This is a genomic window from Pseudomonas sp. NY15374 (assembly GCF_048068255.1).
GTDB classification, from domain to species: domain Bacteria; phylum Pseudomonadota; class Gammaproteobacteria; order Pseudomonadales; family Pseudomonadaceae; genus Aquipseudomonas; species Aquipseudomonas machongensis.
In genome coordinates this window covers 132352-144534 of record NZ_JBLUPZ010000013.1, presented here as the reverse complement: position 1 = coordinate 144534, position 12183 = coordinate 132352, and the positions used below count along the sequence as shown (strand labels likewise).

The 12183-nt window shown below is 64.0% G+C and carries 12 protein-coding genes; 4 read left to right on the top strand and 8 right to left on the bottom strand.

The window, feature by feature from the left end; all coding sequences use genetic code 11:
- Nucleotides 1–95 precede the first annotated feature (95 nt).
- Nucleotides 96–1811 (bottom strand): bifunctional isocitrate dehydrogenase kinase/phosphatase, encoded by a 1716-nt coding sequence (aceK, locus tag ACNFHO_RS23790; RefSeq protein ID WP_416767530.1) that lies wholly within the window; start codon nucleotides 1809–1811, stop codon nucleotides 96–98.
- Between the two features lie 151 nt (nucleotides 1812–1962).
- On the opposite strand from aceK, the gene ACNFHO_RS23785 reads away from it, so the two are divergent.
- On the top strand, nucleotides 1963–2838 hold the full coding sequence (locus ACNFHO_RS23785; RefSeq protein WP_323454584.1) for a DMT family transporter: 876 nt from the start codon (nucleotides 1963–1965) through the stop codon (nucleotides 2836–2838).
- Nucleotides 2839–2861: 23 nt separating this feature from the next.
- On the opposite strand, the gene ACNFHO_RS23780 is transcribed toward ACNFHO_RS23785, so the two are convergent.
- The 4 genes from ACNFHO_RS23780 to cysK form a co-directional block, all read right to left on the bottom strand.
- Nucleotides 2862–3743 carry a DMT family transporter gene (locus ACNFHO_RS23780; RefSeq protein ID WP_054895016.1) on the bottom strand — a complete coding sequence of 294 codons (882 nt, stop codon included), beginning with the start codon at nucleotides 3741–3743 and terminating at the stop codon, nucleotides 2862–2864.
- A gap of 113 nt (nucleotides 3744–3856) precedes the next feature.
- Nucleotides 3857–4018 carry a hypothetical protein gene (locus ACNFHO_RS23775; RefSeq protein ID WP_176717845.1) on the bottom strand — a complete coding sequence of 54 codons (162 nt, stop codon included), beginning with the start codon at nucleotides 4016–4018 and terminating at the stop codon, nucleotides 3857–3859.
- A 121-nt stretch (nucleotides 4019–4139) separates the two neighbouring features.
- Nucleotides 4140–5075: an aspartyl/asparaginyl beta-hydroxylase domain-containing protein gene (locus ACNFHO_RS23770; RefSeq protein WP_063543682.1), complete on the bottom strand. Its 936-nt coding sequence runs from the start codon at nucleotides 5073–5075 to the stop codon at nucleotides 4140–4142.
- A gap of 164 nt (nucleotides 5076–5239) precedes the next feature.
- Entirely contained in the window at nucleotides 5240–6214 is a 975-nt protein-coding gene (gene cysK, locus ACNFHO_RS23765) for a cysteine synthase A (protein ID WP_054895018.1), read from the bottom strand.
- A 135-nt stretch (nucleotides 6215–6349) separates the two neighbouring features.
- Between cysK and ACNFHO_RS23760 the strand changes: the two genes are divergently transcribed.
- The 3 genes from ACNFHO_RS23760 (at nucleotide 6350) to ACNFHO_RS23750 (ending at nucleotide 9668) form a co-directional block, all read left to right on the top strand.
- The gene (locus tag ACNFHO_RS23760; RefSeq protein ID WP_416767529.1) at nucleotides 6350–7423 is read left to right on the top strand and encodes a DUF748 domain-containing protein; all 1074 of its coding nucleotides are present in this window, start codon (nucleotides 6350–6352) and stop codon (nucleotides 7421–7423) included.
- A 210-nt stretch (nucleotides 7424–7633) separates the two neighbouring features.
- Nucleotides 7634–8479: an AAA family ATPase gene (locus ACNFHO_RS23755; protein ID WP_054895020.1), complete on the top strand. Its 846-nt coding sequence runs from the start codon at nucleotides 7634–7636 to the stop codon at nucleotides 8477–8479.
- Nucleotides 8480–8489: 10 nt separating this feature from the next.
- Nucleotides 8490–9668, top strand: a complete 1179-nt coding sequence (locus ACNFHO_RS23750) for a vWA domain-containing protein (RefSeq protein ID WP_416767528.1) — start codon at nucleotides 8490–8492, stop codon at nucleotides 9666–9668.
- 111 nt (nucleotides 9669–9779) lie between these two features.
- On the opposite strand, the gene ACNFHO_RS23745 is transcribed toward ACNFHO_RS23750, so the two are convergent.
- From ACNFHO_RS23745 to ACNFHO_RS23735, 3 genes are read right to left on the bottom strand one after another with little or no spacing between them, the layout of a single operon-like run.
- The gene (locus ACNFHO_RS23745) at nucleotides 9780–10697 is read right to left on the bottom strand and encodes a biotin-dependent carboxyltransferase family protein (RefSeq protein WP_416767527.1); all 918 of its coding nucleotides are present in this window, start codon (nucleotides 10695–10697) and stop codon (nucleotides 9780–9782) included.
- Nucleotides 10694–11389, bottom strand: coding sequence for a 5-oxoprolinase subunit PxpB (gene pxpB, locus ACNFHO_RS23740; protein WP_063543674.1), 696 nt, complete (start codon nucleotides 11387–11389; stop codon nucleotides 10694–10696). The genes ACNFHO_RS23745 and pxpB overlap by 4 nt, the downstream gene beginning before the upstream one ends.
- A gap of 10 nt (nucleotides 11390–11399) precedes the next feature.
- Nucleotides 11400–12176, bottom strand: coding sequence for a 5-oxoprolinase subunit PxpA (locus ACNFHO_RS23735; RefSeq protein ID WP_063543672.1), 777 nt, complete (start codon nucleotides 12174–12176; stop codon nucleotides 11400–11402).
- Between the last annotated feature and the right edge of the window lie 7 nt (nucleotides 12177–12183).

Below are 12183 nucleotides of genomic sequence, written 5' to 3'. Positions count from 1 at the left end.
CGCTCCCACAAGCCCCCACTGCCCTTGAGTTCAGTGGGGGCTTGTGGGAGCGGGCTTGCCCGCGAAAAGGCCACCATCGACTCAACTGACACCCCTCACCTGCCCCTGCGCCGATAGGGAAACACATCGATCACCTTCCCTTCCCGTATCGCCCCCTGCAATCCCTGCCAGTAGTCCGCGTCATACAACTCCCCATGCAGCCGACTGAACAACCGCCGCTGGCCGATATCGGCGAACAGGAACGGCGGAAACTCCTCGGGAAACACATCGTGCGGCCCGATCGAATACCACGGCTCGCCAGACATCTCATCCTCCGGGTAGCGCGGCGGCGGGATATGGCGAAAATTCACCTCGGTGAGATAGCTGATCTCGTCGTAGTCATAGAACACCACCCGCCCATGCCGGGTAACGCCGAAGTTCTTCAGCAGCATGTCGCCGGGAAAGATGTTCGCCGCCGCCAGTTGCTTGATCGCCAGCCCGTAGTCCTCCAAGGCTTCGAGCACCTGGGCCTCGCTGGCCTGCTCCAGGTACAGGTTCAACGGCGTCATGCGCCGTTCGGTCCAGCAGTGGCGGATCAGCACGCTGTCACCCTCCACGACCACCGTCGAGGGCGCGACCTCCAGCAGCTCGGCCAGGCAATCGGCTTCGAACTTGGCCACCGGGAAGCGAAAATCGGCGAACTCCTGGGTATCGGCCATGCGCCCCACGCGGTCGACACTTTTCACCAGGCGGTATTTTTCGATCACCGTGGCTCGGTCGACGGTCTTGGAGGGTGAAAAGCGGTCCTTGATGATCTTGAACACGGTATTGAAGCCCGGCAGGGTGAACACGCTCATCACCATGCCGCGCACGCCGGGTGCCATGACGAAACGGTCGTCGGTACTGGCCAGATGATTGATCAACGCGCGGTAGAACTCCGACTTGCCATGCTTGTAGAAGCCGATCGAGGTATACAACTCGGCAACGTGCTTGCCCGGCAGGATGAGCTTGAGAAAGTTGACGAACTCCGCCGGCACCGGCACATCGACCATGAAGTACGAGCGGGTGAACGAGAAGATGATCGACACCTCGGCCTCATCGGTGATCAGCGCATCGACCTCGATGCCATGGCCCTCGCGATGCAGTAGCGGGATCACCAGCGGCCACTGCTCGTCACGGGTGTACAGACGCCCGACCAGATAGGCGCCCTTGTTGCGGTACAGCACCGAGGAAAACAGCTCCACGGCCAGCGCTGGGTCCTTGCATACCCAGTCGGGCAGGCATTCACGCAGTCGCTCCTCAAGGCGCGCCAGGTCGGCGTCGAGGTCGCCATAGGGCACCTCGAAAGCCTGGTCGGCAAGGATCCCCCGCAACAGACCACCCAGGCCGTCGCGCAACTGATAGGTGCGGGTCTGTGCCGCGCGCTCGTGGCCGCGCATGGCCGGGCGGGTGGTGTGGATGAACATGCAGCCGTCGCTGATCAGGTCGTGGCTGAACAGGCTGCAGAACAGCGAGTTGTACCAGGTCTCGGCCAGCTCATCGTCCAGGCGCGGGTCGATCAGGCGGATGTAGGCGCTCTTGACCAGCGGCCAGTGCTCCACGTCCAGCAGCAGCGAGGCGTCGAAACCTTCGCGCAGCCAGCCGTTGACCTCGGCGACCTTCTCCTCGTACAGGTTGATCCGCGCAGCAGCGGCCTGCTGGATCGCCTGCCATTGCGCCTGTTCGAAGCGTTCGCGGGCGCCCAGGGTGATGCGGCGAAAGTGTTCTCGGTAGTTGTCGAAGCCATCGAGGATCATCCGGGCGATGGCTGCGGCGGGCCAGGGCTGGGGCATGGTGAGAGGCTCGGTGGGTGGCGGAATGAAAAGAGCTTAGTCGGGTGTCGGTCTTTTCGCGGGCCAACCCAATTGCCAAAGCAAGAAAGCACAAGAAACACCCCGACACCTGACGTACACTCGCGCCCCTGCCCAGAACCCGGAGATACCCGTGAGCCCCATCGCCCTCGCCCGCCTGCTGACCCTTGCTGCCGTCTGGGGTGCGAGCTTCCTGTTCATGCGCATCATCGCCCCTGAACTGGGTACGGTACCGACCGCCTTCTTTCGCGTCTCCATCGCCTGCCTCGGCCTGATCGGCATCCTCGCCGCAGCCAGGGTGCGCTGGGACTTCCAGGGCAAGCTCGGCGCCTGCCTGGTGCTGGGCATGATCAACTCGGGCATTCCGGCGACGTTCTATTCAGTCGCCGCGCAGGTACTGCCAGCGGGGTATTCGGCAATCTTCAACGCCACCACACCCCTGATGGGCGTGCTGATCGGCGCGTTGTTCTTCCGCGAAAGCATGACCCTGCCCAAACTGTGCGGGATCTTCCTTGGCCTGTTCGGCGTCGGCATCCTCAGCGGTGCAGGCCCGGTGGCGCTGGACATGGCCCTGGTGCAAGGCGCCCTGGCGTGCCTTGCGGCGACCACCTGCTATGGCTTCGCCGGCTTTCTCGCCCGCCGCTGGATCGGCGGCCTGGACAGCCGCCTGTCCGCCCTGGGCAGCATGCTGGGAGCGACCTTGCTGCTCAGCCCGCTGTTTGCCTGGAGCGCACTGACCCAACCACCCGCCAGCTGGGGTGGTTGGTCGGTGTGGCTGTCTTTGTTAGGCCTGGGTCTGGTGTGCACGGCCTTCGCCTACATCCTGTACTTCCGCCTGCTCAACGAGATCGGACCCGTCAAGGCCAGTACCGTGACCTTCCTGATTCCGGTGTTCGGGGTGCTGTGGGGGGCGTGGTTGCTGGATGAGCCGCTGTCGATGGCACACCTGTATGGCGGGGTCCTGATAGCCGCAGCACTGTGGTTGGTGCTGCGGCCGGCGCGTACCTGAAACCGTACCGCCGCAGGCGGTATTCAGGCCTCGGCCATCTTCACCCCAGGCTTGCGGAACACGAACAGCAACCCCACCACGATCAACCCCATCCCCAGCAGGCTCAGCGGCGCCAGGCGGTTACCGAAGATGAGGAAATCCATCACTGCGGTCACCGCTGGCACCAGGTAGAACAGGCTGGTGACATTGACCAAGTTGCCTCGGGCGATCAACCGGTAGAGCAGCAGCGTCGCCAGCAACGACACCACCAACCCCATCCACAGCAGGGCGCCGACGAAGCTTGCGCTCCATTCGACATGCAGCGGCTGGAACGGCGCAAACACCGCACACAGGGCAAACCCTGCCAGGTATTGCAGCGGCAAGGTTCCCATCGGGTTGTCGGTGATGCGTTTCTGCAGGATCGAGCCGAACGTCATGCTGGTCAGCGCCAGCAAGGCAAACAGCATTCCGGCGAGGGAAACCCCACCCAGGTTGATGCCCTGGTAAACCACCATCACCAACCCGCCAAGCCCCAGACCCAGGCCAAACAAACGGCTCCATGAACGCTGGCGCTCCATCAGCACCACGGTGAGGATCGGTTGCACCCCCATGACCGTGGCCATGACACCAGGGGTGACGTGGGTGTTGAGCGCCAGCAGGTAAAAGATCTGGTATGCACCGAGCAGCACGCAACCGGTCCCCAGGGCGCGCAGGATACCGCCGCGACTGCGCGGCCAGCGCAACCTCAGCAACGGGCCGATAAGCAACAGCCCTGCCAGGGCCAATGCCGAACGCAGCAGCAGGAAGGCGAAGGGGCTGGCCTGGGCCAGGCCGAGCTTGGAGACGATCGCCCCGCTGCTCCACAGCAGGACGAACAGGCTGGTGGTGGCCGCCGAGGCCACGGATGCTTTCGAAAGGACAGACATGTATTGCCACCTGAATATTGGGCAAGAGCCAAACGGTGGGCGCGCTTCAGCGAGGAAAGAGGCCGACCGTGTTCAGTAGGTTGCGAGTGCGCTTGGGCCGGCGAGAACGCCGATCAGCCCAGCACGACCACGCAGCGGGGCGCAGATACGCCGCCGACGACGCCACTGACAGGTGGTGGGTAGTGACTGATCATGGCCGGCTGCTGGCTGCCACGCACGACAACGCCCGCGACAGGCGCGAGAACGAAGGCGGTGGTGGAAGGGCTGGCTGGCATGAACAAGTCTTCGGGGAAGTTGAATGTTTCGGAATATATCCGTGAATGCGGAGCTGGGCAACACCCTAGGGTGATCGGACGTCCCTCTTCGCGGCAAGCCCGCGAAGAGGGACGCAGCGAATCAGAACAACCAGCGATACAGCAGATAGGCCACCACCACCGCCAGCACCGGCCGCAGGATGCGGTAGGCCTTGGGGTTGGAGCGCTTGAACTGCTTCACATGGGTGCTGATGCGGTTGCTGAAGCGCTTGCTCCAGGCGTAGGCCTGGTTGATCCCACCGACCCGCTCGTCGTCGGTGTTCTGCGGCGCGGTAGCGCGGCCAAGGAACGCGCTGACCTTGCGGTTGATGCGGGTCATCAGTGGGCTGTTGAGCGGACGCTCGACGTCGCAGAACAGGATCACCCGCGTCACGTCGGTTTCGTTCTTCACCCAGTGCACATAGGTTTCATCGAACATCACATCTTCGCCGTCACGCCAGGCATAGACCTGGCCATCGACGTAGATGCGGCAGTCGTCGGAGTTCGGCGTGGACAACCCCAGGTGATAGCGCAGGGAGCCGGCAAACGGATCGCGGTGCGGGTTCAGGTGGCTACCGCCAGGCAACAGGGCGAACATTGCACCCTTGACGTTGGGGATGCTACTGACCAGCTCGACGGTACGCGGGCACAGTGCCTCGGCCGACGGCAGCGGCTTGTCGTACCATTTCAGGTAGAACCGCTTCCAGCCCTTCTTGAAAAACGAACCGAAGCCGGCGTCGTTGTCCTTTTCGGCTGCGCGGATATACCCCTCGTCGAACAGGCGCATGGCCTCTTCGCGGATCTCCTGCCAGTTATCCTTGAGCACATCCAGCTCGGGGAAGCGCTGACGGTCGAGGTAAGGTTTGGAAGGCACACCGGAGAACAGGTACATCAGGCTGTTGTAGGGAGCGAACAGCGCCGAATGGTTGACGAACTGGCGCAGTACCGGCAGGCGTGCCTTGCCGCGCAGGTGCACGAACAGCACACTGCCGAAGAACACCAGCAGGACACCCGCCTTGGCGACGAAGGAAAAGGTCATGCAACACTCCTTGAGGGGAAATCAGGCCATCCCCAGATAGCCGGACATGATAAACCCATCGAAGGCCGCTGCAAGTCACAAGCGGCAAGCGCGAGCATGAAGATCGAGGTCGCTTGACCCGGATCAGCACTCCTCGGCTTGCTGACTGCGCTGTGGACCTGACGTTACTGCTGGTTTTCCTGCTCGCTGAACATGTCGCTGAACAACATGCTCGACAGGTAACGCTCGCCCGAATCCGGCAGGATCACCACGATGGTCTTGCCCTGCATCTCCGGCTTTTCTGCCAGGCGCACTGCCGCCGCCATTGCCGCGCCGCAGGAAATGCCGCACAGGATCCCCTCCTCCTGCATCAGGCGGATGGCCATGGCCTTGGACTCTTCATCGGTGACTTGCTCGACCTGGTCGACGAGCGACAGGTCAAGGTTCTTCGGCACGAAGCCTGCGCCGATGCCCTGGATCTTGTGCGGGCTGGGCTTGAGTTCCTCGCCGGCCAGGGTCTGGCTGATCAGCGGCGAGGCCACCGGCTCCACGGCCACCGACAGCACCGGCTTGCCCTGGGTGTGCTTGATGTAGCGCGACACGCCGGTAATGGTGCCGCCGGTGCCGACACCTGCGACCAGCACGTCAACGGCGCCGTCGGTGTCGTTCCAGATTTCAGGCCCGGTGGTCTTCTCGTGAATTGCGGGGTTGGCGGGGTTTTCGAACTGACCTGGCTGGAAGTACAACGCAGGATCGGATGCGACGATCTCGTTGGCTTTTTCGATCGCCCCTTTCATGCCCTTGGCTGGGTCGGTCAGCACCAGCTCGGCGCCCAGCGCCTTGAGCACCTTGCGCCGCTCCAGGCTCATGGAGGCCGGCATGGTCAGCATGAGCTTGTAGCCGCGCGCCGCAGCGACGAAGGCAAGGCCGATGCCGGTGTTGCCCGAGGTGGGCTCGACAATGGTCATGCCCGGCTTGAGCTTGCCGCTGCCTTCGGCGTCCCAGACCATGTTCGCGCCGATCCGGCACTTCACCGAATACCCTGGGTTGCGCCCTTCGATCTTGGCCAGGATGGTCACCCCGCGCGGGGCGATGCGGTTGATCTGCACCAGCGGCGTGTTGCCGATGGAGTGGGCGTTGTCGGCGTAGATACGGCTCATGGCAGGGGTCCTTGAATCGTTGGAAACAGGCGGGAAAGCCTCAAGGGTAAGCCTGCCCCGGCAGCCCGTAAAGCCCGTTCGAACCAAGCCCGGCGCCTGGCGGTCAACCGCACAACCTGCCCTGGAGAGCTTGCGATGAAAGCCCGTTATCGCTGGCCGCTGATCGGCCTGGCCGGCCTGATCGTGCTGCTGGTGGCCCTGCACCTGGCCCTGCCCTACCTGGTACGCGACTACCTCAACGACAAGCTCGCCGACATGGGCGACTACCGCGGCGAGGTCGCCGACGTCGACCTCGCCTGGTGGCGCGGCGCCTACCAGATCAACGGGCTGAAGATCGTCAAGACCACCGGCAAGGTCCCCGTGCCGCTGCTCGATGCGCCGCTGGTCGACCTGTCAGTCAGTTGGCATTCGCTGTGGTACGACCAGGCCGTGGTCGCCGAGGTGGCCTTCGTGCGGCCCGAGCTCAACTTCGTCGATGGCGGCAGCAAACAGAACTCGCAGACCGGCCAGGGCACCGACTGGCGCCAGCAACTGGAGAAACTGCTGCCGATTACGCTCAACGAAGTGCGCATCGAAAACGGCACCCTGACCTTTCGCAACTTCAACTCCAAGCCGCCGGTGGACCTCAAGGCCACACAGCTCCAGGCCAGCATCCGCAACCTGACCAACGTGCGCGACGAAAAAGGCCGACGCGACGCCAGCTTCGAGGCCGACGCGCTGATTGCCGGCGATGCCAAAGTCGAAAGCCGCGCCACCTTCGACCCGTTCAGCGACTTCGACGACTTCGAATTCCGTCTGCGCGCCACCGGCATCGAACTGCGCCGGCTCAACGACTTCGCCAGTGCCTATGGCAAGTTCGACTTCAATGCCGGGCATGGTGACGTGGTGATCGAGGCCCAGGCCGAGAACGGTAGGCTCAATGGCTATATCAAGCCGTTGCTGCGCGATGTCGATGTGTTCGACTGGCAGCAGGATGTCGAAGACAAGGACAAAGGCTTCTTCCGCTCGATCTGGGAGGCGGTGGTCGGTGCCAGTGAAACGGTGCTGAAGAACCAGCCGAAGAATCAGTTCGCCACCCGCGTCGAACTCAGCGGCAGTGTGCATCAACAGAACATCAGCGCATTCGAGGCGTTCCTGCAGATATTGCGCAATGGTTTCGTCCAGGCATTCAACGCCCGCTACGAGCAGCCGCCGCCCAAGACTGACTGAAACGCGGGTGACGGGCCATTCAGCGACTGAATACCCGGTCTGCGTTTGCAGCGGCCTGGGGCCGCGTTATAGTCGGGGCACATCATAGACATGAGTTCTCGGTGTCGGCCTTTTCGCGGGCAAGCCCGCTCCCACAAGGTACTCTCCCCTGTGGGAGCGGGCTTGTCCCGCGATGAGGCCGCCATCGACACCCCGCAGAGGATCGGCTCCATGAAATTCGAAGGCACCCGCAACTACGTCGCCACCGACGACCTGAAGCTGGCGGTCAACGCGGCCATCACCCTCGAACGCCCACTGCTGGTCAAGGGCGAGCCAGGCACCGGCAAGACCATGCTGGCCGAGCAATTGGCCGAATCTTTCGGTGCACGCCTGATCACCTGGCACATCAAGTCCACCACCAAGGCCCACCAGGGCCTCTACGAGTACGATGCGGTGAGCCGCCTGCGCGACTCGCAACTGGGCGTGGACAAGGTCCACGACGTGCGCAACTACCTGAAGAAAGGCAAGCTGTGGGAAGCCTTCGAGGCCGATGAGCGCGTCATCCTGCTGATCGACGAGATCGACAAGGCCGACATCGAGTTCCCCAACGACCTGCTGCAGGAACTCGACAAGATGGAGTTCTACGTCTACGAAATCGACGAGACCATCAAGGCGAAACAGCGCCCGATCATCATCATCACCTCCAACAACGAAAAGGAGCTGCCCGACGCCTTCCTGCGCCGCTGCTTCTTCCACTACATCGCCTTCCCCGACCGCGAGACCCTGCAGCGCATCGTCGATGTGCACTACCCGAACATCAAGCAGTCGCTGGTCAGCGAGGCGCTGGACGTATTCTTCGACGTGCGCAAGGTGCCGGGCCTGAAGAAGAAGCCCTCCACTTCCGAGCTGGTCGATTGGCTCAAGCTGCTGATGGCCGACAACATCGGTGAGGCGGTGCTGCGCGAGCGTGATCCGACCAAGGCCATCCCGCCGCTGGCCGGTGCCCTGGTCAAGAACGAACAGGACGTACAACTGCTGGAGCGCCTGGCCTTCATGAGCCGTCGCGGCAACCGCTGAGGGGCTGGCCATGCTGCTCAACCTGTTCAATGAAATGCGCGCGGCCAAGGTGCCGGTGTCGGTGCGCGAACTGCTCGACCTGCTCAACGCCCTGCAACAGCGCGTGGTATTCGCCGACATGGACGAGTTCTACTATCTGGCGCGGGCAATCCTGGTCAAGGACGAGCGCCATTTCGACAAGTTCGACCGCGCCTTCTCGGCCTATTTCAAGGGCCTGGAAAACCTCGACCGGCACCTGGAAGCGCTGATCCCCGAAGAATGGCTGCGCAAGGAGTTCGAACGCTCGCTCAGCGATGAAGAGCGCGCGCAGATCCAGTCGCTCGGCGGGCTCGACAAGCTGATCGAGGAATTCAAGAAGCGCCTCGAGGAGCAGAAGGAACGCCACGCCGGCGGCAACAAGTGGATCGGCACAGGCGGCACCAGCCCGTTCGGCTCCGGCGGTTTCAACCCCGAAGGCATTCGCGTCGGCGAGGCCGGCAAGCGTCAGGGCAAGGCGGTCAAGGTGTGGGACCAGCGCGAGTACAAGAACCTCGACGACCAGGTCGAGCTGGGCACGCGCAACATCAAGCTGGCCCTGCGCCGCCTGCGCAAGTTCGCCCGCGAAGGCGCCGCCGAGGAGCTCGACATCGAAGGCACCATCGACCACACCGCCCGCGATGCCGGGCTGTTGAACATCCAGATGCGTCCGGAACGGCGCAACACGGTCAAGCTGCTGTTGCTGTTCGATATCGGCGGCTCGATGGATGCCCATGTGAAAGTGTGCGAAGAGCTGTTCTCGGCCTGCAAGACCGAGTTCAAGCATCTGGAGTACTACTACTTCCACAACTTCGTCTACGAATCGGTGTGGAAGAACAACCTGCGCCGCACCTCCGAGCGGTTTTCCACCTTCGATCTGCTGCACAAGTACGGCGATGACTACAAAGTGGTGTTCGTCGGCGATGCGGCGATGGCGCCGTACGAGATCACCCAGCCGGGCGGCAGCGTCGAGCACTGGAACGAAGAGGCCGGGTACGTGTGGATGCAGCGCTTCATGGAGAAATTCAGGAAGATCGTCTGGATCAACCCCTACCCCAAGCAGACCTGGAACTACACCGCGTCCACCCAATTGGTGCGCGAGCTGGTCGAGGACCGGATGTTCCCGCTGACCTTGCAGGGGTTGGAGGAAGCGATGAGGTATCTGTCCAAGTAGCCTGTACCGACCCTATCGCGGGGCAAGCCCGCTCCCACAGGTCCCCTACCGCCCCTGCGAACAGTGGGGAATCTGTGGGAGCGGGCTTGCCCCGCGATAGGGCTCCATAGCTCAGGCCCAGCGCTGCAGATACCCGTGCTGCTCCCGCCACGCCGTCTCCTGCACCACCGCCCTGAACCGCACCACCGCCCCTGGCATGCACTGCGCCAGCTGTGCCAGCGCCAGTGGCGTCAAGGCGCCCAGCCGCGGATAGCCGCCGATGGTCTGGCGATCATTGAGCAGCACGATCGGCTGACCATCCGGCGGCACCTGCACCGCCCCCAAGGGAATCCCCTCGGAAATCATCGGCGCACCCTGGTAGACCAGTTGCGGCCCCAGCAGGCGGCTGCCCATGCGATCGGCACGGCTGTCCAGCGTCCAGTCGCTGTTGAAGGCCTCGAACAGGCTGGTGCCGCTGAAGTCGCCGATCTGTGCGCCCATCACCAGGTCCAGTACCGGCTTGGCCGGATATTCCGGGCGCAGGGCTTCGGGCACTTCACGCAAGGCCGGTGCGCCCTCGGCAAAGCGCAGAGCCTGCCCCTTGGCCAGCGCCTCGCCGCGCCCCTCGATGCCCCCTAGCGCTTCACGCGCCACCGTCGAACAACTGCCCAGCACGGCTTCGCCCACAAAACCGCCAGGAGCGGCCAGGTAGGCACGCACACCCTGGCGCGGTTGCCGCAGCGTCAGGCGCTGGCCCTTGTGCAGGGCGAAGCTGCGCCAGGGCGCCAGCGGCTGGTCGTCGACCCTGGCGTCCAGGTCGGCGCCGGCCAGGGCCAGCACACAGTCCTGCTCGGCGAGCAGGCTCAAACCACCCAGCGCCACCTCCACCACGGGCGCGTCCAGGGCATTGCCCAGCAGCCAGTTGGCCCAGTTCATCGCCACCCAGTCCAGCGCCCCGCCCTGGGTCACGCCCAGATGCCGCACACCCAGGCGCCCGGCGTCCTGTAGCTGGCACAGCGCGGTGCTGGCTTCGATCCTCAACTGCGTCATGCCAGCGCCTCCAAAGGACGGTCATCGCCGCCCAATGCCATGAATTCGGTGTGCGACACCGCCACGAAACGTACCCGGTCACCCGGCTGCAGCAAGCTGTAGCCATCACGTTCGCGGTCGAACAGACGCACTGGCGTACGCCCGATCAGGTTCCAGCCACCCGGCGACACCGCAGGATAGGCCGCCGTCTGCCGCTCGGCGATGCCCACGCTACCGGCCGCAACGCGCTTGCGCGGCGTGCTCAGGCGTGGCGTGGCCAGGCGTTCGTCCACCAGCCCCATGAACCCGAACCCCGGTGCAAAACCCAGGGCGAACACCGGGTAGTCACGCGCGCAGTGCAGGCCAATCACCTCGTCTTCGCTCAGGCCGCTGCGCGCAGCCAGCAGCGCCAGCTCCGGGCCGACACTGGCGTGGTACCACACCGGAATCTCGTGACGCCGACCACTGTGGCCTGCATCCGGCTGCAAGCCTTCCAGCGCCTGGCCAATTCGCGCGCGCGCCTCCCCTGGCGCCAGGTTCGACTGCAGCATCAGGGTGGTGTAGGACGGTACCAGGTCGACCAGGTGCTCACCGAACGCTGCACGCAGGCGCTGGTTGGCGGCGAGGATCCACGGCATGTTGGCCTCGTCGATGGTGTCGAACAGCCGCACCATCAGACTGTCGATCGCCACCACTTCGATACGTGGCTTCATCGCGACATCCTCATGCCTGCAACGCATCGAGGGCCTGGCGGATCTGCCGCACCGCAGCCACCGAGCTTTCGTTGTCGCCATGCACGCACAAGGTGGCGGCATCGAGGCGCAGCGCGCTGCCGTCGTTGGCCACCAGTGCCTCGCCACGCGCCAGGCGCACGGCCTGTTCGACCACCAGGGCCGGGTCATGGTGCACGGCGCCGGGCAGGCGGCGCGACACCAGGTGGCCGCTGGCGGTGTAGGCGCGGTCAGCGAACGCTTCGAACCACAACGGCACCCCGATCTCGTCGCCCAAGGCCTGTGCAGCACTGTCGTCGGCGGTGGCCATCAGCATCAGCGGCAGGCCGGCGTCATAGGCGGCCACCGCCTCGAGCACCGCACGCAACTTCTGCGGGTCGGCCATCATGTCGTTGTACAGCGCGCCATGCGGCTTGACGTAGGCCACACGACCACCGAGCACCTTGCAGATGCCCTCCAGGGCGCCGATCTGGTAGTGCAGCAGGTCGCGAATCTCGTCGTCGCTGCAGGCCATCGAACGGCGGCCGAAGCCGACCAGGTCCGGGTAGGCCGGGTGCGCGCCGATGGTCACGCCATGCTGCAGCGCCAAGGCCACGGTGCGGCGCATGGTGCCAGGGTCGCCGGCATGGTAACCGCAGGCGATGTTGGCGCAGTCCACGAAGGGCATGACCTCGGCATCCAGGCCCATGCGCCAATTGCCGAAACTCTCACCCATGTCGCAATTGAGAAGCAGGCGGTTCACCTGTCGAACTCCTGTTGTGCTGTTCATAGGTCTA

Coding starts and splice junctions, on each gene's coding strand:
- ACNFHO_RS23775 (WP_176717845.1), bottom strand. CDS start 4,018: ATGCCAGCCAGCCCTTCCACCACCGCCTTCGTTCTCGCGCCTGTCGCG.
- ACNFHO_RS23735 (WP_063543672.1), bottom strand. CDS start 12,176: ATGAACAGCACAACAGGAGTTCGACAGGTGAACCGCCTGCTTCTCAAT.
- pxpB (WP_063543674.1), bottom strand. CDS start 11,389: ATGAAGCCACGTATCGAAGTGGTGGCGATCGACAGTCTGATGGTGCGG.
- aceK (WP_416767530.1), bottom strand. CDS start 1,811: ATGCCCCAGCCCTGGCCCGCCGCAGCCATCGCCCGGATGATCCTCGAT.
- ACNFHO_RS23755 (WP_054895020.1), top strand. CDS start 7,634: ATGAAATTCGAAGGCACCCGCAACTACGTCGCCACCGACGACCTGAAG.
- ACNFHO_RS23770 (WP_063543682.1), bottom strand. CDS start 5,075: ATGACCTTTTCCTTCGTCGCCAAGGCGGGTGTCCTGCTGGTGTTCTTC.
- cysK (WP_054895018.1), bottom strand. CDS start 6,214: ATGAGCCGTATCTACGCCGACAACGCCCACTCCATCGGCAACACGCCG.
- ACNFHO_RS23760 (WP_416767529.1), top strand. CDS start 6,350: ATGAAAGCCCGTTATCGCTGGCCGCTGATCGGCCTGGCCGGCCTGATC.
- ACNFHO_RS23750 (WP_416767528.1), top strand. CDS start 8,490: ATGCTGCTCAACCTGTTCAATGAAATGCGCGCGGCCAAGGTGCCGGTG.
- ACNFHO_RS23745 (WP_416767527.1), bottom strand. CDS start 10,697: ATGACGCAGTTGAGGATCGAAGCCAGCACCGCGCTGTGCCAGCTACAG.
- ACNFHO_RS23780 (WP_054895016.1), bottom strand. CDS start 3,743: ATGTCTGTCCTTTCGAAAGCATCCGTGGCCTCGGCGGCCACCACCAGC.